The sequence below is a fragment of the Marinomonas sp. 63XJN7_9_ISO-PGPR-S23-217 genome, from assembly GCF_056173515.1.
In genome coordinates this window covers 5,353,945-5,380,503 of record NZ_CM149678.1, presented here as the reverse complement: position 1 = coordinate 5,380,503, position 26,559 = coordinate 5,353,945, and the positions used below count along the sequence as shown (strand labels likewise).

The 26,559-nt window shown below is 45.7% G+C and carries 18 protein-coding genes; 6 read left to right on the top strand and 12 right to left on the bottom strand.

What is annotated here, in order from left to right; genetic code table 11:
- Positions 1-120 precede the first annotated feature (120 nt).
- The 4 genes from AC0VYI_RS24995 (at position 121) to AC0VYI_RS24980 (ending at position 9,774) form a co-directional block, all read left to right on the top strand.
- On the top strand, positions 121-789 hold the full coding sequence (locus AC0VYI_RS24995; RefSeq protein WP_199476520.1) for a response regulator transcription factor: 669 nt from the start codon (positions 121-123) through the stop codon (positions 787-789).
- Positions 776-2,161: a sensor histidine kinase gene (locus tag AC0VYI_RS24990; protein WP_475446317.1), complete on the top strand. Its 1,386-nt coding sequence runs from the start codon at positions 776-778 to the stop codon at positions 2,159-2,161. Before AC0VYI_RS24995 ends, AC0VYI_RS24990 begins: the two co-directional genes overlap by 14 nt.
- Positions 2,161-3,198, top strand: a complete 1,038-nt coding sequence (locus tag AC0VYI_RS24985; protein WP_475446315.1) for an ABC transporter substrate-binding protein — start codon at positions 2,161-2,163, stop codon at positions 3,196-3,198. Before AC0VYI_RS24990 ends, AC0VYI_RS24985 begins: the two co-directional genes overlap by 1 nt.
- A 246-nt stretch (positions 3,199-3,444) precedes the next feature.
- Positions 3,445-9,774, top strand: coding sequence for an AAA family ATPase (locus AC0VYI_RS24980; protein ID WP_475446313.1), 6,330 nt, complete (start codon positions 3,445-3,447; stop codon positions 9,772-9,774).
- A gap of 84 nt (positions 9,775-9,858) precedes the next feature.
- Here the strand turns inward: AC0VYI_RS24980 and AC0VYI_RS24975 are convergent, their stop codons facing one another.
- The 4 genes from AC0VYI_RS24975 to AC0VYI_RS24960 form a co-directional block, all read right to left on the bottom strand.
- Positions 9,859-10,542 carry a 1-pyrroline-5-carboxylate dehydrogenase gene (locus AC0VYI_RS24975; protein ID WP_199476516.1) on the bottom strand — a complete coding sequence of 228 codons (684 nt, stop codon included), beginning with the start codon at positions 10,540-10,542 and terminating at the stop codon, positions 9,859-9,861.
- Between the two features lie 24 nt (positions 10,543-10,566).
- Positions 10,567-13,689, bottom strand: a complete 3,123-nt coding sequence (gene putA, locus AC0VYI_RS24970; RefSeq protein ID WP_475446312.1) for a bifunctional proline dehydrogenase/L-glutamate gamma-semialdehyde dehydrogenase PutA — start codon at positions 13,687-13,689, stop codon at positions 10,567-10,569.
- Between the two features lie 309 nt (positions 13,690-13,998).
- A complete protein-coding gene (locus tag AC0VYI_RS24965; RefSeq protein ID WP_475446310.1) occupies positions 13,999-14,769 on the bottom strand; it encodes an AraC family transcriptional regulator in 771 nt (256 codons plus the stop codon).
- A 245-nt stretch (positions 14,770-15,014) separates the two neighbouring features.
- Positions 15,015-15,989: an NADPH:quinone reductase gene (locus tag AC0VYI_RS24960; RefSeq protein ID WP_475446308.1), complete on the bottom strand. Its 975-nt coding sequence runs from the start codon at positions 15,987-15,989 to the stop codon at positions 15,015-15,017.
- 470 nt (positions 15,990-16,459) lie between these two features.
- On the opposite strand from AC0VYI_RS24960, the gene phoU reads away from it, so the two are divergent.
- Positions 16,460-17,179 carry a phosphate signaling complex protein PhoU gene (gene phoU, locus AC0VYI_RS24955; RefSeq protein ID WP_475446306.1) on the top strand — a complete coding sequence of 240 codons (720 nt, stop codon included), beginning with the start codon at positions 16,460-16,462 and terminating at the stop codon, positions 17,177-17,179.
- A 134-nt stretch (positions 17,180-17,313) separates the two neighbouring features.
- Positions 17,314-17,814 carry a GAF domain-containing protein gene (locus AC0VYI_RS24950; protein ID WP_199476511.1) on the top strand — a complete coding sequence of 167 codons (501 nt, stop codon included), beginning with the start codon at positions 17,314-17,316 and terminating at the stop codon, positions 17,812-17,814.
- Positions 17,815-17,836: 22 nt separating this feature from the next.
- Here the strand turns inward: AC0VYI_RS24950 and AC0VYI_RS24945 are convergent, their stop codons facing one another.
- The 8 genes from AC0VYI_RS24945 to AC0VYI_RS24910 form a co-directional block, all read right to left on the bottom strand.
- Positions 17,837-18,190 (bottom strand): Hpt domain-containing protein, encoded by a 354-nt coding sequence (locus AC0VYI_RS24945; RefSeq protein ID WP_475446304.1) that lies wholly within the window; start codon positions 18,188-18,190, stop codon positions 17,837-17,839.
- A gap of 47 nt (positions 18,191-18,237) precedes the next feature.
- A complete protein-coding gene (locus AC0VYI_RS24940) occupies positions 18,238-20,010 on the bottom strand; it encodes a sensor histidine kinase (RefSeq protein WP_475446302.1) in 1,773 nt (590 codons plus the stop codon).
- A gap of 6 nt (positions 20,011-20,016) precedes the next feature.
- A complete protein-coding gene (locus tag AC0VYI_RS24935) occupies positions 20,017-20,529 on the bottom strand; it encodes a putative pterin-binding protein (RefSeq protein ID WP_199476508.1) in 513 nt (170 codons plus the stop codon).
- Positions 20,530-20,869: 340 nt separating this feature from the next.
- Entirely contained in the window at positions 20,870-21,874 is a 1,005-nt protein-coding gene (gene oppF, locus AC0VYI_RS24930; protein ID WP_475446300.1) for a murein tripeptide/oligopeptide ABC transporter ATP binding protein OppF, read from the bottom strand.
- On the bottom strand, positions 21,871-22,863 hold the full coding sequence (gene oppD, locus AC0VYI_RS24925) for an oligopeptide ABC transporter ATP-binding protein OppD (protein ID WP_475446298.1): 993 nt from the start codon (positions 22,861-22,863) through the stop codon (positions 21,871-21,873). The genes oppF and oppD overlap by 4 nt, the downstream gene beginning before the upstream one ends.
- 9 nt (positions 22,864-22,872) lie before the next feature.
- Positions 22,873-23,799: an oligopeptide ABC transporter permease OppC gene (oppC, locus tag AC0VYI_RS24920; RefSeq protein ID WP_199476505.1), complete on the bottom strand. Its 927-nt coding sequence runs from the start codon at positions 23,797-23,799 to the stop codon at positions 22,873-22,875.
- Positions 23,800-23,810: 11 nt separating this feature from the next.
- A complete protein-coding gene (gene oppB / locus AC0VYI_RS24915) occupies positions 23,811-24,731 on the bottom strand; it encodes an oligopeptide ABC transporter permease OppB (RefSeq protein ID WP_199476504.1) in 921 nt (306 codons plus the stop codon).
- A 103-nt stretch (positions 24,732-24,834) separates the two neighbouring features.
- Positions 24,835-26,457, bottom strand: a complete 1,623-nt coding sequence (locus AC0VYI_RS24910; RefSeq protein WP_475446296.1) for an ABC transporter substrate-binding protein — start codon at positions 26,455-26,457, stop codon at positions 24,835-24,837.
- Between the last annotated feature and the right edge of the window lie 102 nt (positions 26,458-26,559).

Sequence of the window (26,559 nt, the reverse complement as noted above, 5' to 3'; positions counted from 1 at the left end):
AGTTTAGCATTATTGTTTTTGTTGTATGTCTCTTTGAGAACATATTTTTAAAAAGTACACCATAAAGCTGACATCTTCCTGACATGGTATAATAATGTGTCATTTATTAAGGATATCGTTATGCGGATGCTGTTAATTGAAGACAACGATAGTCTTGCCCAATCTATCCAAGTGTATTTCCATAATGAAGGCCACCCCTTGGACTGGGTAAACTCGGTAGAGAAGGCGAGAAGCAGTGTCTCGTTAGAGTCGTTTGACTTATTGATCCTCGACATTAATTTGCCCGGGGCCAGTGGTTTTCAACTGCTACAAAGTTTACGAGCAAACGGTAATCGAATTCCGGTATTGGTATTAACGGCGCGCACAGAAATAGACGATCGTGTCAGTGCATTGGATTTTGGTGCGGATGATTATTTGGCGAAGCCGTTTGATTTTCGCGAATTAGCCGCTCGCTGTCGGGCTCTATACCGTCGTGAAAGAGGTAAAGCCAGTAACGATATTCTATGTGGAAATTTGGTTTACGATTTGGCGACGCACTCGGCCACAGTGAATGGTCGCCTTTTGGAGTTACGCCAGCGAGAGAGACAGTTGCTAGAATTGTTTTTGAAAAATCTAGATCGAGTGTTAACCAAAGACGATATCTCTAACCGACTTTATGATTTCAACGAGGCCTATACGCCCAATGCAATTGAGCAAACGTTGACTCGTTTAAGAAAACAACTGGCTAACTCTTCTCTCATCATCAAAACCATTCGTGGCCTTGGCTATCTCGCCCATGTCGATGATTAGTACAAGCTACTCCTTGCGTCGACGTATGTTGGTACGTAGCGCCCTTTTGCTGTTGATCGTTTTTGTTTTGTTGAGCATTGGGGCTTGGCACTATGCCAAGCAAGCGGCGAATTACTCCTATGATCGTCTGTTAAGAAGTGCCAGTTTATCAATGTTGGAAGGGGTGCATGTCACTGGGGCCAATGTCGATATAGACATTCCTTACGCATCATTTGAAATGATGCAACTCAGCAGTGAGGATAAGGTGTTTTATCGTGTGCAAGGACCGCAAGGCAACTTCATCACAGGTTATGAAAATTTTCCTTTGCCCAATCAATCACTTGGTAAAGAGCGGACACTATTCTATGACGCCAATTATTTATCTGAACACATTAGAGTGGTCGTGCAGCGTAAATGGCTGTCAGAACCTGAAGTATCGGGGTGGGTGAGTGTGTATCTAGGGCAAACCCTCAACGCCCGAGATCAGATGAGAAATGATATTTTAGTCCGTAGCTTGGCTACCCTATTGGGCATTATGCTGTTGGTTTTGTTTGTCTTATGGTGGTCGATTAATCGCGCATTAGAGCCACTCAGCACCATATCAAAGTCGCTTTTTACACAAACGTCTTTCTCAGAAACCCCGTTAGACAAAACGTCAATACAGGAGGTGGCACCATTAGTGGATGCCATCAATGAATATCAAACTAGACTGGCGTCAAATCTAGACGGGATGAAAACCTTTATTGCTGATGCAAGCCATCAAATCCGTACAGTACAAAGCGCGACACAAGCCCAGTTAGACATCGCCAGCCAAAGCCAAGATCTGAGTCAGCTGCCAGCTCATCTTGGTCGAATTCGAGAGGAGCATCTACGTCTTACCCGCTTAACGAATCAACTACTTTCCCATGCCATGGTTGTGCATCGCGGTGATACCAGAATAGTTGAGGATGTGAACATGGAGTCTTTGGTCAAGCAGCTGTTAACGGAATGTGTTCGAGATTATGCCCATACTGAGATTGAGTTTTCTTATCATTGTGATGGGAGGATAGGCTCGGTTCAAGGGGATTGGATTGCGCTGAAAGAAGCGTTTAGGAATTTGCTAGAGAACTCCCTTGTCTATGGTCCAGCGAAAAACCAAATTGACGTGAGTCTCACGCAAGAGGCGGGCCATGTGAATGTCATCATTGATGATCAGGGACCGGGGATTCCACAAGCGCAACGAGAACAAGCTGTGCAGCGCTTTAAGCGATTAACCACACGCAAAGAAGGGTCTGGTTTAGGGTTGGCGATTGTTAGCAGTGTTGTGGAATCCCACGAAGGACGTTTCTTTCTAGAAGACAGTCCATTAGGGGGCTTAAGAGCCCGCGTCCAGTTAAGAGTAGGGGAAAGCTAATGCGATACTACTTTATAGGCTTATGGATTGTGTTTTCATCTGCTTTGTTTGCTGCCCCTAAAAGCAACTCAAATGCACTTGATATATACAGTGCCACTGACCTGCGGGCGATTAAGCCGTTGTTAGATGATTATCGAGCGCGTCACCCTGATGTTCAGGTGAATTACCATGAGTTTAATACACTACAGCTCTATCAGACTATTAAAAAACTGCCCTTAGACCAGCAGCCAGATGTAGTGATCAGCTCTTCAATGGATTTGCAAGTTCGTCTGGTCAATGATGGCTATGCTCAGCCGATTAAAGATCCCGCGTTAGAGGCTTTGCCTGATTGGGCCAAGTGGCGTAACGAGGCCGTTGGTTTTACCTACGAACCCATTGTCTTTGTGTATAACAAACAGGGTTTTAAAGGGAAAACCATCCCTCGTACCCATGAATCTCTTGCGCTTTCTATGCGCAGTAATGATGCTTTTTACACTCATAAAGTCGGGTCTTATGATGTGCGACGCTCGGCTTTGGGCTATCTGATTGCCACACAAGATGAAGTGGCGTCAAGCATTAGTGGGCGTTTGCAGGAAAGCCTTGGCAGAACGATTACGCAAGTGTACTGCTGTACATCGCAGATATTGGATGATATTGCCAGTAATAAGCTTGTACTTGGCTATAACATGCTTGGCTCTTACTCCCTGGCGAGAGCAAAACATGATCCAAGAATTGGTGTCGTGATCCCTGAAGATTATACCTTAGTGGTCAGTCGGGTAGCGTATATCAGCAAGGCGGCGAAGCATGTTGAAAACGCTCGCTCTTTTGTGCATTACCTTATTTCTAAACATGGGCAACAGGTGATGGCGGATAAAAGTGAGTTGATTGCCTTATACCCGAGCCTTGATCCTTTGACGGATAGATTACTGTCAATTAAACAGACCATTAACTTTCATCCCATTCCATTAGGGCCTGCCTTGATGGTGTATCTGGACCAGTCGAAGAAAAAACGTTTTATTCGATCGTGGGAAAACGCATTGTCACCCTCAAAACAATAGGCTTGATTATATCAAACCGTACGTATTTGATGTGCTGTCCAATTCTGGCAATTGAATTTTTAATTGTACTTTTAATTGTAATAAAAGTTTATTTAGATGTTCGTAAGTTATCAGCAAAAAGCATGTTTTGTATTTAAAATGTACATAATTCTGATTTAGCAACAATACTGTTAATAGATGTAGATGAAATAAGCGCCTTTGAAAGTGTGTTACTGTGTCTTGAATGATGTAGGGTGGGAATAAACAATGATCTTAGTTTCTGGGTATACAACTCAGTCTTTATTGTTTGATGGCAGACACTCGTTAGTACTGCGTGGGGTGAGAAACCGAGATGCTCTCCCTGTCATCATCAAATTACTAAAGCAGGAGTTTCCAAGCGTCGAGCAGTTGAATTGTTTTCGAGAAGAGTTTCTTCTGCAGCAACGTTTGTCCCATATTGACGGTATTTGTCGTGTGCTGTCTCTAGAAAAACTGGGGCACTCATTGTTTTTAGTCATGGAAGACATTGGTGGCGAAAGTATTGCTCAGATATTACACTCCGCGCCACTGAAGTTAGAAGAAACGCTTCAGTTGACCTATCAACTGTCGAATACCTTGGAGGCGATTCATCAAGCGCAAGTTGTTCATGGTGATATCAATCCAAACAACGTGATTTGCAACCGAGAAACCGGTGAGTGTTGCCTGATTGATTTTGGTATTGCCAAGGAGTTGTCCACCGCGATAGACAAGGCGATTCCTGTATTTAGTTTGTCGGGTTCTTTAGGCTATATTTCCCCAGAGCAAACGGGGCGTATGAACCGCATGCTTGATTATCGCTCAGACTTTTATTCTCTGGGAGCCACTTTATACGCGTGTTTGACGGGGGAGCCACCGTTTACCCATCATGATCCTATTGAATTGATTCATAGTCATCTAGCCATTTCCCCGATACCCCCTAATCAAGTCGACCCGCGTATTCCACAAGTGGTTTCAGACATCATTTTAAAACTCCTTTCCAAAAGCATTGAAGAACGCTATCAAAGCGCACGTGGTTTGGGATGCGATATTGCCTATTGTTTACAACAGCTACAAACAACGGGTGAGATTGAGCCTTTTCCATTAGCCCAGAAGGATTTGTTTCCCCAGTTTCAGGTGCCCGAAAAACTCTATGGCAGGGAGAAAGATATCGCCTACCTTGATGCGGTTGTTGAAAAAAGTATTTCTGGTAGTGGTGAGCTGTTTCTTGTCTCGGGGTACTCTGGAGTCGGGAAATCGTCTTTGGTTGAACAAGCCAAACAAGCGTCACAAACCCATCTCGGTTTTTTTGTTTCTGGTAAATTTGATCAGTTTAATCGCGATGTGCCGTATTCGGCCCTGAAGCAAGCCTGCCAACAGCTTGCGCATCTGTTGCTCGCGAAAGAAGAGGAGAGTATTGACTACTGGCGCACCCAACTACTGAGTGTGCTGGGAGAAAATGGCCGTGTTATTACCGATCTGGCGCCGAGCTTTGAGTTAATTATCGGTGAGCAGCCAAAGTTGATCGAGTTGTCGGCCATGGAGTCGCAAAGCCGTTTTAATTTGATCTTCCCAAAATTCATTCAGTTATTTTGTTCACAAGACCATCCGTTAACCCTCTTTTTTGACGATCTGCAATGGGCGGACAGCGCGTCTCTTCGATTGATAAACAGTCTGATCACCAGCAGCACTGCCCACCATTTTTTGGTGATTGGAGCCTATCGAGATAATGAGGTTGGCGTGACGCATCCTCTGTCTTTGATGATAAAAGAGCTTAGAGAGAATTATGCCAATGTGAATGAGCTGAAGTTACTGCCACTCACAGAGCAAGATGTCGACGCCTTAGTTCGAGATAGTGTGCATCGGGACGATGAGCAACAAGCGCACTTAGCGGCGCTTTGCTATGGTAAAACACTGGGTAATCCATTCTTTCTAAAGCAGTTTTTAGGGGAACTAAGCAGTGAAGGCTTGATCTATTTTGATTCACAGCAAGGCTTATGGCATTGGGATCAAAAGCAAATAGAACGCCTCGATGTGGCCGATCATATTGTGGATCTCATGGTACGAAAAATCGAGCATCTTTCGCTGGATGCGCAAGCGTTGCTGAAAACGGCTGCTTGTATCGGTAATCGATTGGATACCAACATTCTGTCTTTACTCACAGATCAAACTACTGAGCAAACTGCAGATTTGCTTGCAGAGATTCTCGATCAGGGTTTAGTTGTCCAATTGGATGCGTCAACGCAGACATCATTATCCGAACTTGGGGTATCGTGCTATAAATTTCTGCACGATCAGGTTCAGCAAGCGGCTTACTACATGTTGCCGGATGCTGAGCGTCAGGTATGCCACCTGACAATTGGTTTGGCCTTCCAGCAGCAAGAGGGGATTTTCCAACTTAGCGAAAGTCTTTTTAGCATCGTCAATCACTTGAATTTGGCTCTCGCATTACTCGAAGACGAAGAGAAACGGCGAGAGTTAGCCGAGCTTAACTTACTGGCTTCGCAACGAGCCAAAAAAGCCAATGCCTACGAGCATGCACTGCACTACATTCAATCCGCCATTGCTATTCTTGAGCACAAGGGGTGGGAAGATTATTACCCACTGACTTTGTCCTGTTATAAAGAATGTGCCGAAGTGGAGTTGCTGTGCGGCAATGTTGAGGCGGGCCATCAATATTGTGCGCTCTTATTGGAAAAATCGAAGACGGTGATGGAAAAGGTCGAAGTATATGCCCATCAGGTTGAGCTTTATGCAAACCACGGGCGCTTCCAAGAAGCCCTTGATGTGGGGTGTGACGCCATTCGTCTACTGGGGGTGGAGTGGCCAACAGACACTGAGGAAATCGAGCAAGCCATGCTCAGTGAGTCGCAGATCATCCAATCTTATCTAGAGCAGAACACGGTAGAGTCTTTGCTCAACTTGCCTGTCATGCAAGCGGCAGAGAAGCGCATGTTATGCCAGTTGCTGGGGATGATTTGGGGGCCAGCAATTAACGCCAACTTACCCATGAGTACTTTAGCTGTGGTGAAGCTGGTGGCCCTGTCTATTCAGTATGGTAATACAGATGTGTCACCTTTTGGCTACACCTGCTATGGCTCTATGCTGAGTATTTTTTACGGGGATTATGAAACTGGCTATCGCTTTGGACAGTTATCTGTCGACCTAGTCGATAAAACAGATAACCATAAATTGCGTTGTAAGGTATATACCATGTTTGCTGTGACCAACAGTCCATGGTCAGCTTCCCTTCACGACAGCATCGCTCTGCTTAAGTCAGCATTGAGTGCGGGTATGGATGTGGGGGACCGCATTTTTATCAGCTACAGTGCGTTCCATATTTTAAAAATCATGAAGTTAGCCGGGCTTCCCCTTACGGATGTGATAAAGGAAAACCAGCATATTCGTCCCATTTTGGAGAGTATCGGCGATCCCAATACCTTAGAGATATTGGAAATCTTGGAAAGGAATACCGCTTTATTGCAAGGCCATAGCGATTCAACACAAAGCTGGAATGACGAGGACTTTAATGAACATGCGTTTGTGAAGCATATGGAACAGCAGAAACACGCTTTGTGTTTGAACTACTATTACCTGAATAAAATGCAGGAATGTTTTTTATTTGGTCGCTATCAACAAGGAAGCGACATGGCTGAGAAAGCCGCTGTGACCTTAGATGCTACCTTTGGTTGGTTTACCAATGCGGACTATTATTTTATGCAGGGGCTTATCTTGGCTTCCTTGTGTGACGAAGAAGAGTCCGAGGAAGAAAAGCACGCTATTATCTCAAAGATCAATGTGTGTCTCTCGCGTCTCACGGACTGGGCAACGAACTACCCTGATAACTTTGCCAATAAAGTGTACCTGATTCGTGCTGAATTAGCTCGCTTGCGTGGTGAGCATAAACAGGCCGTTGATTTACTTGATTTAGCGATCGAGGAGTCTGATAAGCAAGGCTTTTTACATCAAGCGGGAATAGCAAATGAGCTGGCGGCTCGCTATTGGATGCGTCGCGGTAAAAGCAAATTTGCAGGACTTTATTTAAAAGAAGCCCACCACAACTACATGAGATGGGGCGCGCAAGCCAAAGTGCTTGCACTTGAGTTGGCGTTTCCTGAGTTGGTTCGTTCCCGAGAAAGTGTGGATGCTCACAGCACTCAGATGAGTTTAACGACAGCGTCGAATAGTCTGGATTTATTATCCGTTGTCAAAGCCAGTCAAATTATTTCGGAAGAGATTGTGCTTGAGCATCTTCTAACCAAATTGATGCGCACCATTTTTATGGAAGCAGGGGCGCAACGGGGAATGTTGGCGTTAAACATCAATAGCGAATGGCTCATTGAAGCGCAAGGGGAGCTGGATAAAGGGGAAATGACCGTGTTACAAGATATTCCCCTGACAGACAATGCTAGTTTGGCTTACCCATCGTCTATTTTTTCTTATGTTCGTCGTACGTTAACCCCTCTGATTATTGATAATGCACGACAGAACGCTTCCTTCGTTAAGGACCCCTATATTGCGAAGTATCAGCCTAAATCCGTACTCTGTTATCCGATAGTGAAGCGGGGTAAAGCCCTTGGGCTTTTGTATCTTGAAAACAATTTGGTAGCATCGGCCTTTACGCAAGAGCGTTTACAGGTCTTGGCTATTTTGGCTGGGCAAGCGGCCATTTCTATCGACAATGCCTTGGTCTATGCGACCCTTGAAAAGCGCGTGGCAGAGCGTACGGAACAATTAAGCTACGCTAAACGTCAAGCGGAAGAAGCCAATCGTGCGAAATCGATGTTTTTAGCTACCATGAGTCATGAGATTCGAACGCCTATGAATGCCATCATTGGGATGGGTAAGCTGACGCAAAAAACGCCGCTTAGCGCTAAACAGAGAGGTTTTGTCGATAATATTCTCGTATCGGCCGAAGCCTTGATGGGGATTATCAACGATATTCTTGACTACTCTAAGATTGAAGCCAAGAAAATGACCATTGAAACCACGGCATTCTCTCTTAAGCAGGTTATCGACCATGTCTTGATGGTGAGCTCCATCAAGGCTCAGGAGAAGCACCTCAAGCTGGAGATAAATATTGCAGATCAAACCCCTGTTGATTTGCTAGGTGACCCACTGCGTATTCAACAGGTGCTGATTAATTTAGTGAATAACGCCATTAAATTTACCGACAGGGGGCACATTACAATCACTGTGTCACCCCAGCTCTTGGCGGATGGTGAAGAAGTATTGAGCTTTAGTGTGCAGGATACTGGCGTAGGGATGACATTAGAGCAGCAAACATGCTTATTCCAGCCTTTTACTCAAGTCGATGACTCGATCACGCGCCGTTATGGTGGATCTGGCCTAGGCTTAGCCATTTGTCATCAGTTAGTGGACTTGATGCATGGCCGTATCTGGCTGGACAGTGAACTGGGTCATGGCTCCACATTCCATTTCCAAATCCCCTTACAACGCAGCGCTCAAAGCCGTGCTTGGCAGCATGACGTTGAAGCCGTTTCTGAGGTGTGTGTATTACCTGCTAGTGCTAATGCTAGGGTGGAGCATAAACGCAGCCAATCTCGATCTCTTGCGGGTAAAACGCTGTTGTTGGTTGATGACAATGCCCTGAATCGTCAAATTGTTGTGAGCTTTCTTGAAGAGTTGGATGTCGATATTGATATTGCGACAAACGGTGAAGAGGCTTTGCAAATGCTGAACCCTGATAGACACCAGCTGTTATTAATGGATTTGCAAATGCCAGTGATGGATGGCTTTACGGCCACTCGCAGCATTCGCCACAGCTATCCAGATCTGGACCTTCCCATTATTGCGATGACGGCCAATGCGGGGCTGGAAGACCGACAGCGTTGTCTGGATGCGGGTATGACGGATTACATGTCCAAACCCATTAATCCTGAGGTTCTTCTAGATATGGTGTCGCGCTATATGACGCTGGAGGAGACCGTGATGCCTGCGAAACCGTCGCAGCAAAGCTCACTCGTATTTGATGAGCTAATCGTGCGTCTCAATCAAGACGTCGGGTTGAACACGGATCTTGCTTTGCCGAGAATTTCAGGAAGACAAGAGGTCTATAAACAGATTATTCAGGACTTCATTCAGGACGGTTTGACTAATATGGTGTTGCTCAAGCAGCTTGAGGCATCGGGTCAGCTTGACGATTTAAGAATTTGTGTTCACTCGCTTAAGTCTAATGCGGCGTATTTAGGTGCGACACAATTGGAGGAAGAGAGTCGACAGCTAGAGAAATGCCTAGAAGATCAGGCCCCTTATATCGACCTCTTTGATTGTGTCTGTGAGACCTTATCAACCTTGCTAGAGAAGCTTTATACCGTTATCGATGACGCTGAAGCGCCTGTTCCTGAAGCACAAGAGGTTTCTATTGAATGGTTGTTAGAGCAAATCGAGTATTTGCTATCGATCTCTGATTTCCAGGTGGCATCCTCACTGTTGCGGTTGAAACAGCATCCTGATGCTGCAAACTGGGTGTCACAAGTGGACGAGATCATCAGCTTAGTTGATGACATAGAGTTTGAAAGGGCTAGAGAGAGGATCTCTAAGCTAAGATCCCAGAGCTAGTGTTTGCTTTTTGACAAAAAAAAGCCCTCTTTTTTAGAGAGAAAGAGGGCTTAAAAAATTCAATAGCAGGGATTATATTGAGACTTATTCTTCCATACTGCCTAGTGCCAGTAGGGTCGCATTGCCGCCGATCGCGGTGGTGTTGATTGAAACGGCACGTTCTGTCACAAAACGTAAAATGTAATGTGGAGTCGCAATTTTGCCTAATGTGTCTAGATTGGTTTCTTCGACTAGTTGGCAAATCAGACCACTTTTGTCAGCCAAGCGTTTACTCAAAGACTGTGCCTTGTCGGCATCGCATAAAATGGCGACACCAGCAAGATGATCCGCTTCAATTAATGAATCAACGGCGGACTCGGCGACGTTTTGAATAATACCTTCTGGCACGGCGTCCAGAATGGCATCCATGATTTCCTGGCCCATAAGGCCAACCGTGATAACCGGGTTACCAGCGACCAGCGCTGCAAAAATTTGCCCCACTAAGCCTACTTTGGCATTGTCTGTCTCAAAGTCCGACAGGCATAGGAAAGGACCACGACCTTGGGTCGAAAGCTCGTTTCTTTCCCCTGTTGGCCCTGGCATCACTAGGGTTTCTGCAATTTCGTGTTGGGCATTATTCAGTTGCCAAACTGCCATTTTTCGCTGTGCTTCTGGCAATAGGGTCATGGTGCGAGCTAAGCGCTCAACGCGGCCATTTACTCCTAATGAATCCCAGGCTTCGAAGGCGCTTCGAGCAACATCAATTTGAATAGGTTGTATGATTGTCATTACCATGTCTCCTTATACGCCGACTTAAAGATATTGTTCAGTCGCGAAACGCTGTAGATAGTGTGGACCACCAGCCTTTGGACCGGTACCAGATAAGCCTTGACCACCAAAGGGTTGTACGCCAACAACGGCACCTACTTGGTCGCGGTTGATGTACAAGTTGCCGACACGAGCACGTTGGGCAATGTGCGCGCAGGTGGTTTCGTTACGGCTGTGTACGCCCATGGTTAAACCAAAACCTGAGTTGTTGATGGTGTCGATGATCTTATCCATGTCTTTTGCTTTGTAGCGCACGACGTGAAGGATTGGGCCAAATTTTTCATCGGTTAATTGATCAATGCTGGCAATTTCAAAAGCCGTCGGCGGAACGAATGTGCCTTTATCCGCAAACGCTGGCAATGTCGATTGAGCAATCAGTTTGCCTTCTTTTGTCATGTGTTCTATGTGATCGAGCAACATCTTTTGTGCTTTTTTATCAATGACTGGACCCACATCGGTACTGTGAAGCGCTGGTAAACCAACACTTTGCTCGGCCATCGCCCCCTTGATCATAGGAATGACACGATCAGCGATGTCTGCTTGAACAAACATGACTCGCAGGGCAGAGCAACGTTGTCCAGCAGAAGCAAAAGCAGAGCGAACCGCATCACGAACCACTTGTTCTGGTAACGAAGTTGAGTCGATTAACATGGCATTTTGCCCACCGGTTTCGGCGATGACTGGGACTGGGGCAACGCCACGGCTTGCCAAGGTACGGTTGATCAATTGAGCCGTACCAGTTGAGCCCGTGAATGCTACGCCAGCAATCCGCTTATCGCTGGTGATGGGGGCACCAACAGAGGCACCATCACCCGGTAAAAGGTGAAGTACGTCGCCTGGAATACCTGCTTTGTGGAGCATTTCAACGGCACGAATGGCGATTAAGCTGGTTTGTTCTGCGGGTTTGGCAACCACAGTGTTGCCCATCACCAAGGCGGCGACCACTTGGCCTGTGAAGATCGCCAATGGGAAGTTCCAAGGACTGATGCAGGTAAAGACGCCACGACCATTCAAGAGCACATTTTTCTCTTCGCCAAGAAAGTCGGTGAAGGTGGTGGGTGTTGTGAAATGGCTACGTGCTTGTTGCGCGTAATAGCGGCAAAAATCCGCAGCTTCACGTACTTCATCGATGCTGTCTTGGATGGTTTTACCCGCTTCCCGATGACACAGCGCCATCAACTCTGGGTAGTTTTCCTCCATCAAGTCCGCCATTTTCTCTAGACAATCCGCGCGCTCCGACGCAGGACGAGCGGACCAAGCGGGAAAAGCGGCTTCAGCAAGGTCAATCGCTTTGGTGACGGTTGCTTGATCTGCCCAGTCAAGTTGACCTGCGGTCTCGTCGTGGTTGTATGGGCTCTTCACACTGTGTGTATGGCCAGTATGCACGGGCTCGCCACCGACAATCGGGTAGCCGCGCCATTGAGTGTCTTGGCTCATAAAGGTGTCGATTTTCGACTTGAAGGGATACCACTCTGATTCGATTTCAATGTTTGGACCGAAGGAGTTTTTACGGTCTTCAAACATATTGATGGGTAATTTTATGAACGGGTTTGCCAAAGTTTTGCGACCTTCCAGTGTGGTCACCGGGTGGCCAACCAATTCAGAAATTGGGCAGCGAGCGTCAACCAAACGGTGAACGAAAGAGCTGTTTGCACCATTTTCTAATAAGCGACGAACCAAGTAGGGAAGCAAGTCTTTATGGCTACCAACAGGTGCGTAAATACGGACGCAAATGTCGCTGTCTTTGATGAGGCTGTTATAAAGGGCGTCGCCCATACCATGCAAACGTTGGAACTCGAACTCTTGGTTCGTTGCTCCTAACTCTTTTGCCAGGCAGCCGATGGTCGCAATAGTGTGCGCATTGTGGCTGGCAAACTGTGGGAAAATATTCGCTCGGGTATGCTCGCTTAGTAGGAAGCGTGCACAGGCCAAATAAGACACATCGGTGGCTTCTTTACGAGTGTAAACAGGGTAACCATTAATGCCTCGTTGTTGGCAAAGTTTAATTTCTGAGTCCCAGTAAGCGCCTTTTACTAAACGCAATGGAATACGGTCACCTTGCTCTTTCGCTAGGGCTGCAATCCAAGCCAGTACTGGTAAGGCTCGTTTAGAGTAGGCTTGAATCACTAGTCCGAACAACCCCCAGCCTTGAGTGACGTCATCGCGGTAGAGTTTTTCGAACAATTTGAGAGACAGTTCCAGACGATCGGCTTCTTCTGCATCAATGGTGATGCCAACATTCAGTGAACGAGCTTTGCTAATCAGACGTTTTACACTGTCAAACAGCTCTGTCATGACACGTTCTTCACAACCCACTTGGTAGCGTGGGTGAAGGGCTGACAATTTGATCGAAATCGTTGGTCGATGGCCTTTTCCGTAAGTGTCTTGGCCAACGGATTCGATGGCTTGCATATAAGATTGTAAGTATTTTTCTGCATCCGATGCGGTCAAGGCGGCTTCACCTAACATGTCGAAAGAGTAGGTGTAGCCTTTGTCTCGATAGCTTTTACCACGAGAAAGGGCTTCTGAAATGCTACGACCCAGTACGAATTGGTGCCCCATGATTTTCATGGCTTGGTTCATCGCTTTACGTATTACCGGTTCGGACACACGGTTGATCATGCGATTCACTAAGTTCGCAGGCTTACCATCTTTTTCTTCATCCATGGTGACGATTTTGCCGGTTAGCAAGAGTCCCCAAGTGGACGCATTGACAAAGAAAGAGTCTGAGTTTTTGGCGTGGGATGCCCAATCCGCCACACTTAAACGGTCTTTGATAAAGGCATCGGCGGTTTCTTTGTCGGGTACGCGCATCAGGGCTTCAGCGAGACACATCAACAAGATACCTTCTTTGGTATCAAGGCTGTATTCCAACAACAAGGCGTCGATCATGGACATGCTGTCGTCGTCTTTACGAACTTGCTCAATCAAGTGCGTCGCTGCATCCGTGCAATTTTTTAATTCAATATCAGTTGGTTTTGCCAAGGGTAACAATTCATTCAACCACGCCTCTTCATCCGCTTTATAAAGAGGGGATATAAGTTGCCATAACTCATTAAGTGGCCGCTGAATGAAGGTTGGTTCTAACACTTCAATTGCTTTAAACATGGTCGGATTCTCCCGCGACAATACAAAAAAACAGTTCGATTTTCTTGCTTGGACCGTAAGTTGTTACAGAGCACTGTCCCGTTTTTTGGTGTTTTTATTGGTCTCAACTTTTCAAGAAACGGGACGACTGGATTGTGAACACACTTTAGTGACAGAACTAAGAAACTGTCTTTCGAAAAAGTCGGTTTTTTTTATAAGAAAGTCCGACTAATCTCCCTAAAATTTACAAAAGACTTGAAAATGAGCGCAAAATAGAGGGATACGTCGTCAATGACCAAAAACAGGGCAAAAAAGTACGGCTCTCATGCCCTAGGAAAACTGTTTTTGATAACGCAGTGGCGTAATCCCTAATGTTTGAGAGAAAATGTTGGTCATCGCACTTTGGCTAGAAAAACCGCACATTTCAGCAGTCTGAATGGGGGGAACGCCTTCGCTCAATAATTTTTGTGCGCGCTCTATACGTTTACGCATTAAGTATTGGTGTGGCGTGATGCCTGTCCGTTCTTTAAAGCGTTCGTGAAACTGACTGACACTTAAAAAACAAAAATTAGCCAATTGATTAATGTGTACACGACGAGATAAGTTCAACTCAATAAATTGATCCAGTTTACCAATGTCGAGATGGTTACTGCGCTGCCGAACATCTTTGTTGTTATTAAGTTGGTGACGGATGGCGCTTAATAATGTGTTGCCGCAGGCGCGGGCTAAAATAGGATCGTTTGGGTATTGTTGAAGTTCGCCCGATAGCGCAGAAGCTAGAATTTGTAATCGAGGATTTAATTGAAAATAGGCGGCTTTATCGAACAAACGGGAGACGATTTCGTATTCTTCGTCGGTAATCGCTTTTTGTGGTGGAATCGGCAAATTGACCACCATGATTCGATTCTCCCCAAGCCCAGCAAAGGCATGATTATCCGATGAGGGCAGAATGCATCCACCACCTGTTTGCAGTTCTCTGCTGTTACCTTCGATATCGAAGTCGGTGCTGCCGTCCACGACCACAACCAGTTGGTGGTAATCGTGATCATGGGCATCGGCTTCGTTAGGTAAGCTGAACACATCGGAATCAGAAGGAGTCAAAATTACGAACCTATGATACGAGTAATAATATTTTAGTATAGCGGTCTTATAGAGTCTTGAGTAGGGGTATTCTAAGGATATCCCTTTTATCCAGCGAAATGGTTAGGATCATTTTTAGACGGAATGGGAACGAGTTACTTCATATTCCTCCATCATTGGAATGCCTAAAAAGCCAAGGCGTCTTCACATTGTCTCTTGTCTTGGGCTGCAAAGGCGCTTTGGCATGTAGAGGATAAGGCCGCTGACTATTGATGAAAGCCTGATTTTACTTTGACCACCAGATTACCAAGGGCGCCTGGAAGCAAGACATCTTCGTGGGCTTGGCCTAAATCGCTTAAGGCATAGACTTTGCGGATCACCGGTTTGAGTTCACCACTTTCAAAGTGTGGCAGTAAGGATGAGGCAATCAATGCTAATGCTTCAGGATTTACATTAGCTAAGGCAACACCAACGACTGAGGCATCTCGAGCCATCAGGTCACGAGGGTTGATCTCGACGGTGCCTCGATTGCCAACAATCGCTACGCAACCTCCTAAGGTTAGAGCTTTTAAGTCTTCTGATAAGTTATGGTTGGCGAGCATCTCGATGATCACGTCAAAGCCATTTTCTAGGTTTTGGAAAGGGGCTAAGTAGCCTTCTTCGTTATGCATAATCACATGGGTAACACCCAGCTGACGCAATAACTCTGCCCCTGCAGGTGTGCCTGCACTGGCAAAAACCTCCATGCCGTTTAATAGCGCCAATTGCACGCAGGCGGTGCCCACAGCGCCGGTTGCCCCATGAATCAGGACCTTATACCCCGTCTGCGCTTTAGCTCGACCAAACAAAGCACGGTGGGCGGTAGTAAAGGGAATACCGATACAGGCACCTTCTTCAAAACTTAAAGCATTGGCTAAAGGGAAGGTATGAGAGGGTAGACAGGCCGCAAATTGGGCCGAAGACCCTGTCAGATTACGGGTAAAATACACCCGTTGCCCCAGCTCAAAGCCTGTCACGTTTTGGCCTAGCTGTACAATGGTGCCAGCACCGTCAGAACCTGGTGTGTGGGGAAAGGTCGTTGTGTAGTTATTGGTGCCAGAACGAATATAAGTATCAACAGGGTTAACACCTGCAGCACAGACTTCTACCAGTATTTGATCGTCATTAATACTGGGTTGGTTGACGTTGTTAAGCGTTAAGTCGCTGGCTGGACCATAGTCCTTGATTTGCATTGCTTTCATTTGATGATCCTAAGACTATTTATAGATGGCTTGAGAATAAGGTCTATTCGCTTCATCAGCAAGGTTGTTTATGTCATGAAGATAAGATGATACTGTGACAAAAAGTCAGGCGACGCAGAAAAACTGATTTTTAAATGGGCGGTTTTGTTTCGAGCTGTCTCCTTCGCAATACGGTTGTTTTCACAAGAGAATTTTATGTTAGCAAGTGTGCTGTCATATTTTTGTCATGTGATCACTTTATAGTCTTGTAAAGGAATGCGTTATGATTGGTCGTGCCGATCAGTCAAACCCTCCCGTAGTCGTCTTGATAACCTGTTGATGAAAAGATATCAAAACGCATTAGGGAGTCGTCAGACTCAAGGTATGCGATACCCGACTGACTTTCTTTGGCGATACGACCCCTTGTTTACCAAACAAGTAAGCAAACAACTGACTGACACCGCTAACGCTAGGCGGAGGGTATAAATACTATGAAAGAGTTAACCACAGATCATACTTCGCAACAGTTTAATCATGAACTGGAAACCTTGCGCCAGCACTTTCTGACGATGGGAGGTGTGGTAGAAGAGCAAGTACAGGATTCGCTGCAAGCCTTTTTGGATAGCAATGGCTCACTCGCTCAAGACGTTAAAAACAAAGATGTGACGGTAAATGAGTTAGACGGCATTATCGATGAAGAATGTACTCGGATCCTCGCTAAGCGTCAGCCTGCCGCTGGCGATTTGCGTATGATATTGTCTATCAGCAAGGCGGTGAGCGAGCTTGAACGTATTGGTGATGAAGCGAAAAAAATTGCTAACCTGACTATGCAGTTGATCGATGAAGGGGAATCTCCTCGCGGCTATGTCGAGATTAACCGTATCGGCACCATGGTATCGAAAATGATCCATGATACATTGGATGCCTATGCCCGTTTAGACATTGATGCAGCCGTTAAAGTGGCTAAGCAAGATCGTACCGTGGACCTGGAATACAAAACGGCATTACGCTCCTTAGTGACCTACATGATGGAAGACCCACGCAGCATTACACGGGTTTTTCATGTGATCTGGATTTTACGTTCTTTAGAGCGTATTGGTGATCATACTCGCCATGTATGCCAGCATCTTATTTTCTTGGTGAAAGGGATTGATGTACGCCATATGTCGATGGATAAAATCGACAAGCAGGTCACAACGCAATCTGAATGATTGTCTACAAAGGATGAGATTCTATTGGAAAAGCCTAGCGTTCAAGCCGCTGGGCTTTTTTTTGTTTTTTTATCATTGGCTCTTGGCGTCGCTTTCTCTATGATCGGGTTTTATTTATGGACTAGGTGAAAACGATGTTTGAGATAGAAATCGATTCAAACACCCCATTAGACGTATTTTATGACACCCTAAACAGTCAGTTAGCGTCCTTGTTAGGTGGCGAAAGGGATTTGATTTGCAACGCGGCGCAGTTTTCTGCTTTTGTGATGCAAACCTTGCCAGAACTTAACTGGGCTGGGTTTTATTTTGCTCGGGATAAGCAATTGGTACTTGGTCCCTATGTTGGAAAAGTCGCTTGTACCCGTATCCCATTTGGTCGGGGAGTGTGTGGGGCGGCGGCACACAGCCAGAAAACGCAACGAGTGGAAGATGTGCATGCCTTTGCTGGGCATATTGCTTGTGATTCCGCTTCAGCGTCCGAAATCGTGATTCCCATTGTTTATGAAGGGGATCTTATCGGTGTATTTGATATAGACAGTCCTAAAGTCGGACGTTTTTCCCCAGCGGATCAAGAGGGCTTAGAAGCTTTAGTCACGACTTTTATTGAGTCAACTGACCTAGAGTGGTCATTTTAGTGGGATTGGAGACGAATATCGATCAAGGCATCTGCTGAAAGTAGGTGTTGAGTTCACTGAGTGCGCTGCTGACATGGGCTTTGATAGCGTTTAGGTTATTTGCTAGCGGTAAGTGTTCGATATGGGCTTTTCTCGCGTCTTTCTCAAGCGTCTCAAAGTTTTTTGACAGGGAAAGTAAAGCGAGATTTCCCGAAGAGGACTTGAGCGCATGGCAGATCTCTGCAACGGTAACGAGGTCTTGCTGCAGCCAGGCGGATTCTAGCGAAGCCATTTTTTCTTGGCAGTCTTTCTCAAACACGAGGCGTACCTCATTCACCATGTTTTTATCTAACATGGTAATTAGGGTGCTTAAAGTATCTTGATCGATTTCACTCACCATCACTCCTTGAGTTTTGCGTTGGCAGACTGCCCTGAAGCCGTGTGTTAACTGTAGCGTACAATCAATCTTTCCAGTTTGCTTTGTGTCAATGGCGAGGATAAGGCCTCTCCATTGCCATCAATTTGCTCTTCTTCTGCGGACGTCAATGTGTCGCACAGTACAGGTTTTCCACTGTCCCCCCACTGTTGAATGTCGTTTTCCATTTCTTGTGATAGGGTATCACCGTGGGCGATGATGACATCAAAATCCTCTTCTGATGGGTAATGTTGAGGGTCATATAACATGGCCTCAATATTCATTTTAGACAGTTGTAGCACCAATGTGTTGGTTAAAATGGGGTCTGTTTCAAACAGTAGCGCCCGTTTGATGGAATGGCTTTGGGGCGGCATTGGCAGAGGTTGGCTATCGCTGGTGAGGTGATAGGGAATATCGATCCAAAATTCGCTGCCATGGTTGGCTTCACTAGTGAATTGAATGTCGCCTTGCATATGTTCAACCAGCTTATAGCAAAAAGCCAAACCAAGGCCAACTTCCTCATGGAAAGGGGATTCTTCTTTACTTGGAGAGAAGGGGTTTTTGCTACGTAATGCCGTTTGTATGCTGTTTGGCATGCCGATACCATTGTCTTGCACCACAATGCGCATCATTCGTTGGCCCGTTTGGGAGGAAGGCGTTTCGTGATCGGATGGACGAATTTGGACACTGATACTGCCACCTTGTGGCGTATAGGTAATGGCATTTTGCAGCAGAGCTGAGAGAATGTCATTAAAACGCTTGAAGTCTAATGAAATCGTAGATTGAATAAAAGGGTCAACATACGTAGCGAGTCTTAAGCCTTTTCTATCAATCTGCGCTGCCATAGACAGAACACGACTCTCTATAAACTGTTCTAGGTTATCCGTTGTGTATTTGAAATCCAGCTTATTTGCTTCCAGTAAGGCAATATCGGTGAACATATTGAGTGTGGTCATCAGTTGCTGGCTTGACTCTTTAATATGATTAGACATTTGCACCTTGCTAGCCTGATGATCTGTTTTGATAAAGTTTTCAGATAAGGTGGATAACGCCTGAATAGATGGGCGCATCTCTTGTTCTATCATAGCGAGTTTTTGGGCTTGTTCTTCCTTCATATACAAACCCCGTTGGGTTAATTGCTGGTTTTCTTTGAAGGCTTTTTTGTACTGTTGGTAACTCTTAATCAAACAAATTAAAAGCAAACTTAATGAGAGTAAAAAGCCGCCAATCATCCATTGAATATGTTGTAAGTTATCACCAAGATGACGCCGTTGTGTTGCGATGTATTTATTGGTGTCTCGGCTGACCAATACCGTCAGTTCGTTGACTTGTTTGTCGAGATGGTGCATGCGATTCACCATACCGTCTAAGTAAGACAAGTCGCCACTTTCTACTTTGGTCAGGTTGAGACTGATGAGTTCTAATTCTCCGGTGATGATATTGAGAAGTCGTAATGTTCTTCCGCCAGTAATGCCTCGAATCAAGTAGCCCACGTCCCCATTTCGTAGTAAGTCAAGCCGACTCATGAGCAGCTCGTATTGATCGTATGCTTGGCCTTTAAGAGGTAAATCTGAGGGTTTGATTTGAATTAGGTAATTAACAAAGCGATAGGATTGTAACTGAAACTGTAAGGCATTCCATAAAGAGCTCTCGTAAATGCGCTGTTGCGTCGCTTTGGTGCCTTCGGAAGCATAGAAAAAAATCCCGCCAGCAAAGAACACAATGCTGAAAAGCAATGAGATAAAACTCAGTAAGCACCACTTTTTAAAGGGCAATTTCTCACGGTTAAATTGGCGTAACATGCGCAATTAGTCCTGTGGGGTTGAGAGGATTTCGATGTATCTTGCTTGCCATATGGAGCGCCAATAATAGACCTCATTTTGTAGATTGGGGTGATCATCAAAAGGATAGATGACTAGGATGGGCCCTAAATCCCGAATACTAATGGGGTGACCATTTTTTTCAATCGCAAAAATGGCGCCATGTTTGGCAAAGTCGCTCACAGGGATATCGATAATATACTGATTAAGGGCTGTGATTCTTAATAAAGTTCCTTTGCTATCGACTTGTTTGAGTAAATCAGTAGCGGAAAAGCCTGTGTAGGTATCTTTTTTATTGGTCCAAGGGGCGCTGGTGGTAAAACTTTTTTGGGGGAGTTTTTCAAGCATTGCCATATCGAAATTGGCTTGTTGATCGCCATTGGTCTTTTCTAGGATGCCAGACAACGATAGCACGACAGGGCCTTTTGGGGATTCTAATGCTTCAGCTGTTGGTAAATAACACGTGGCTGTGAGGCAGACCAAGAAAAGGAGGAAGCGCATATTAAATCCCTTAGAGTGTACTCATTAGAAAATCTTGCTCGCGACTTCGTGCAACGTTCCCGATGCCTCATAAAGAGCATCGCAAAAAGATAGCAAAAACGTATTCAAGCATCGCTGAATGATCAGCTTATAGTGTAGTGTTATATTCTAAATCAATGTCAAGATTTTCTAAAGATATAGTGGTTCATGGCGTCGTTTTCCATGAAAACCTAATCTTATAGAGGGTGTAATCTTGCTCATTGTCAGGGTTAAAGACATGATCGTGGTTGGAAATATAAAAAACTGCACCTACTCCGTAAGTACAGTTTTTTCAGGGCCTCGTTATGCCGTTAAGAGCAAGTTAGGCAATCTCTGCTAGACGCAAGCAGGCAGCCTGGTGTTCGCTGGACAGGTTTTCCAAAACCGGTTTTTGGCTCGCGCAATCTTCATTGGCGTGAGGGCAACGAGTACGGAAAACACAGCCCGAAGGCGGATTAATCGGTGAGGGTAAATCCCCTGCGAGTAGCTGGATCTTTTTACCACGCTCATGTTGCGGATCGGGTACCGGGACAGCAGACAATAGAGCTTTGGTGTAAGGATGGCGTGGTGTGTCATACAGCGAGTGCTTGCTTGCCAACTCCACCGCGTTGCCTAGATACATCACAAGGACACGGTCTGAAATGTGCTTTACCACACTTAAATCGTGGGCGATGAATACCAAAGATAGGCCCATTTCCTCTTGTAGCTCTTTTAGCAAGTTGACGACTTGGGCTTGGATAGACACATCCAACGCGGATACCGGTTCATCACACACCACAAGTTTCGGCTTGAGAATCAAGGCGCGAGCGATGCCGATGCGCTGACACTGACCACCGGAGAACTCGTGTGGGTAGCGGTTAATCACGTTGGGGAGAAGGCCAACACGATCCATGATTGCGCGTACTTGATCTTTGACTTCTTGCTTAGACAAATGGGGCTTAAATGTGCGTAGCGGCTCAGCGATGATGTCCCCAACCGTCATGCGAGGGTTTAACGACGCCAATGGATCCTGAAAGATCATTTGCAGTTCTTGGCGCTTATCTCGCATTTGCTTTTTATCTAGGTCGGTTAAGTCCTGTCCTAACCAAACCACGCTGCCATCGGTAATGGGCACAAGACGTAATAGGGCCCGAGCAAGGGTGGATTTACCACAGCCGGACTCTCCCACCACACCAAGGGTTTCGCCTTCGTAAATGGTTAGGTTGACGCCATCAACGGCTTTTAATGCTTGTCCTGGCGTCCATGGCCAAGCGTTGTCTGCTTTGATGTTGAAGTGAACTTTTAAGTCTTTCACTTCCATTAATACGTTGTCAGTTGCTGTACTCATGACGCCACCTCCCAATTCACCGGTTTGTGACAAGCGCGTAATTTCCCAGGTTGATATTCTTCCAAAACAGGCGATTCTTTACGGCAGCGATCTTCTGCGTATAGGCAACGCTCTTGGAAGGGGCAACCCGCCGGAAGGTTGAGTAAATTGGGTGGGTTACCCGCGATTGTTGCTAGCGCGCCACCATCGCCATCAAGACGAGGAATGGCTTCCAATAACCCTTTTGTATAAGGGTGTGTTGGGCGATAGAACACATCTTCTGTTTGGCCGTATTCCATGGTACGACCAGCATACATGACCAACACTTTGTCACATAAACCAGCCACCACACCCAAATCATGGGTAATCATAATGATAGAGGTGTTAAAGTCGGCTTTTAGCTCGTTCAATAGCGTTAAAATTTGCGCTTGCACCGTCACGTCTAATGCTGTGGTAGGCTCATCGGCGATTAATAATTTTGGCTGGCATAACAAGGCCATAGCGATCATGACACGTTGACGCATGCCGCCTGAAAACTCGTGAGGATACATATTCATACGCTTGCGGGCTTCTGGCATTTTTACCGCATCGAGCATTTTTACCGAAGCTTCAAAGGCGTCCGCCTTGTTCATACCCTTATGCAGAAGCAACACTTCCATTAACTGCTTGCCGACCTTCATATAAGGGTTCAAGGACGTCATTGGATCTTGGAATATCATGGCAATTTTTTCGGAGCGAATATGGTTCATGGCCTTTTCGTTGAGGGTCAGAATGTTTTGCCCTTCAAAGCGGGCTTCGCCTTCAATCACGCCATTGCCTGCCAGCAGGCCCATCAAGGCAAACGCCGTTTGGCTTTTTCCTGAGCCAGATTCACCAACGATGCCCAGCGTTTCCCCTTGAGCAAGGTTAAATGTTAAGTCGTTGACAGCCGTCACGAGGCCATCTGGTGTTTTAAAATTAACACGGAGATTATCGACTTCTAAAATATTTTCTTTCTCTACAGTTGTCATACGATCCTCCTAGCGGTCTTTTGGATCTAGAGCGTCGCGTAAACCGTCGCCTAGGAAGTTAAAACAAAACAGTGTGACCACCAAGAAGCCTAAGGGCCAGGCTAATTGCCAGACAGCTACGTCCATGTTTGGCGCCCCTTCAGAAATCAACGCCCCCCAACTGGTCATTGGCTCTTGTACCCCAAGGCCTAAGAAACTAATAAAAGATTCCAGAAGAATCATGTTGGGGACCAGCAAGGTCGCATAAACGATAACCACACCCAGTACGTTTGGCACGATGTGACGGATAATGATTTTCGGCGTTGACACCCCACAAGCGTAGGCGGCTTCGATGTATTCTTTGTTTTTCAAACTCAGGGTTTGACCACGGACAATACGTGCCATATCCAACCAAGACACGGCTCCGATCGCCACGAAAATCAGCAGAATATTACGACCGAATACCGTCATCAAGATGATCACGAAAAACATAAAAGGGAACGAGTTTAGAATCTCTAGGAAACGCATCATTACGCTGTCCACTTTGCCACCTAAGTAGCCTGATGTGGCGCCATAAAGGGTGCCGATAATCACCGCAACAAAACTACCTAAAATCCCGACCATCAAAGAGATCTGACCCCCTTGCATGGTGCGCACAAAAATATCGCGCCCTAATGGGTCGGTCCCAAAATAATGGCCATTGGCAATACTGGGTCGTCCCAGAGTAGAGATATCAGACAACGCACTCCAGTCGATGTCAGCGTAGTTCCAGCGGCTTAATAGGGGACCAAAAATGGATAAGGCAGCAATAATTATCAATATTATTAGACTGATTACTGCGGCTTTATTAGTGAAGAAGCGACGGCGAGCATCCTGCCACAAGCTGCGACCTTCCACTTCGACAACTTGTTCGGCAAATTTTTCGACTGCCGCAACTTTATCTTTATTGGTTATCATAATGAAATGCTCTAATAACGAATTTTAGGGTCAATGAAGACATACAGAATGTCGACAATGGCGTTAAACAAAATGGTCAAGGTACCGATCAAAATCGTCACGCCCATGACTAAAGAGTAATCGCGGTTAAGCGCACCATTGACAAAGTTTTGGCCGATACCGCCAGTACCGAAGAATTGATCAACCACCACCGAGCCTGTGACGATACCGACAAACGCGGGCCCAAGATAAGAAACCACTGGCAACATGGCAGGACGCAGAGCATGTTGGATAACAATACGTGCTTTCGGTAAGCCTTTAGCGCGAGCGGTACGAATAAAGTGAGAGTGCATGGTCTCGATCATGCTGCCACGGGTAATACGGGCTATCTGCGCAATATAGCTGGTGGACATGGCGATGACAGGCATGATCAAGTATTGCCAAGCGCCACCATTCCAGCCGCCTGCGGGTAACCAATGGTGTTTAATGGAGAAAAACAGAATACACAAGGGCGCAATCACAAAGTTAGGCAATACCATTCCGATATTGGCGAAGGTCATCACGCCATAATCGAGAAGAGAGTTCTGGCGTAGCGCGGCAAAGACACCACATATCACGCCAAGGGAGACCGCAACCAGAAAAGACCAAAAACCGATTTCGGCCGAAATGGGGAAGCTCTGTGCGATCAACTGGTTAATCGTATAGTCACTAAAACGGAATGAGTAACCCAGATTACCGTGCAATAAATCCCATAGATAATGGAAATATTGATTCATTAACGGCTCGTTCATATGATACTTGGCTTGTAGATTTGCCAATACCGCCGCTGGTATACCTCGCTCTGAGGTAAATGGACTACCTGGGGAGAAACGCATTAAAAAGAAAGACAGTGTTACCAACGCCCACAGTGTTGGAATGGCTTCAAGCAAGCGTTTAACAATAAATCTGAACATAAAAAATACCTGATTAGGTCGCCGCTAGGCGGCTAATACAAGGGAACCATCAGTGGAAATAAACCCCAGCGCATCACTGCGCTGGGGTAAGTAAGAGACAATCTTAATGCTTGATGATGTACATATCACGAGTATAGATATTGTCTTCAAGATTTGGCATGTAGCCGCCAACATAAGGCTTGATTAAACGCTTGGTGACGTATTGATAAATAGGCGCCACCGCCATGTCTTGATCAATTGCTAGGTTTTCTGCTTTTTGATAATAAGGGGCAGGGTTATTAACTTTCGCTGCCTCATCCATCAGTTTATCGTACGCTGGATTATTGTATTTTGCGTTGTTTTGACTAGAACTAGAATCTAATAAACTTAAGAAAGTCGACGCTTCGTTATAATCACCAAACCAACCGTCACGGGCTACTTGGTAGTTACCTAGCTGACGAGTGTTAAGGAAGGTTTTCCACTCTTGGTTATCTAGGGTCACGTTGACCCCCAAGGTTTTTTTCCACATGGCGGAAATTGCGATGGCAATTTTCTTGTGGTTTTCATTGGTGTTGTAAAGCAAAGTGAAATTCAGCGGATGGCTCTTATCGAAGCCTGCTGCTTTTAATAGCTCTTGGGCTTTTTTATTACGTTCTGCCTGGGTCCATTTCTCGTATTGAGGTTCTTTGGCTTTAAAGCCTGACACATCTGGTGGTGTAAAAGAATAAGCAGGGATTTCACCAGTACCCGTTACATATTTGGTGATGATGTTACGGTCAATAGCGTAAGACAAGGCTTTACGAACACGCACGTCATTAAAAGGTGGCTTTTGATTATTGAAGTCATAATAGTAAACCGCCAAAGCAGGAGAAACTTTTACCTGGTTAGGAACGGTTTTTAACAACTCATGGTAACGGTTAGTTGGAATGCCCTGGTTAGAGGTCATGTCCAAATCGTCCGCCATGTAACGGCTGTATTCCACACTTGGGTCGACAATGGGTAACACAACCACTTTGTTGATAACGGTTTTCTTATCGTTCCAGTAGTCATGGTTACGAACAAAGACCATTTGTTGGTTGACGACCCAGCTTTCCAGTTTATAGGCACCATTGCTGACGATATGCTCCGGTTTGGTCCAAGCGTCTCCCCATTTCTCAATCATTTTTTTAGGCGCTGGGAAAAGGGAGGTGTTCACGGTCATTTTGACAAAATACGGCACGGAATGGTCCAAGGTGACTTGGAAGGTGTGGGCATCCAGTGCTTTTACGCCTAAAGAAGATACTTTATCTTTACCGTCAATGATGTTTTGTGCGTTTTTAATACCTGCTAATGCGGCATAGTAAGAATAGGTTGAGGCAGTTTTTGGATCGACAAGACGCTGAAATCCGAAGACAAAATCTTCTGCGGTAACAGGGCTGCCGTCTGACCATTTCGCATCATGGCGTAATTTGAAGGTGTAAACGGTGTGATCTTTGTTAACTGTGTAGCTTTCGGCGACACCTGGCACTAACACGCCATCTTTACCTTCACTGTATAAGCCTTCAAACAGGTCACGGTCACGTAGCGATCCCGGTGTACCAGAGACTTTCTGTGGATCAATGGTTTGAGGTTCGCCTTCGCCCCCTTTGACTAGAACTTGATTTTTCGCCAGTTGAACACCCGCAGGCACATTGGCTGCGTATACTTGCATGGCCCCAAAAGATGCCGCAAGAATGGCGCTGGCGATTAACGTTTTTGTCTTCTTCATAATAATCGTTACCTTAATTAGTTAGCTTTTGTGAGGTCTTTTATTCTTGTTGACGATAAAGTCATGAGACGAGCGAAACTAAGCTCAGCCTTCATAGTTAAT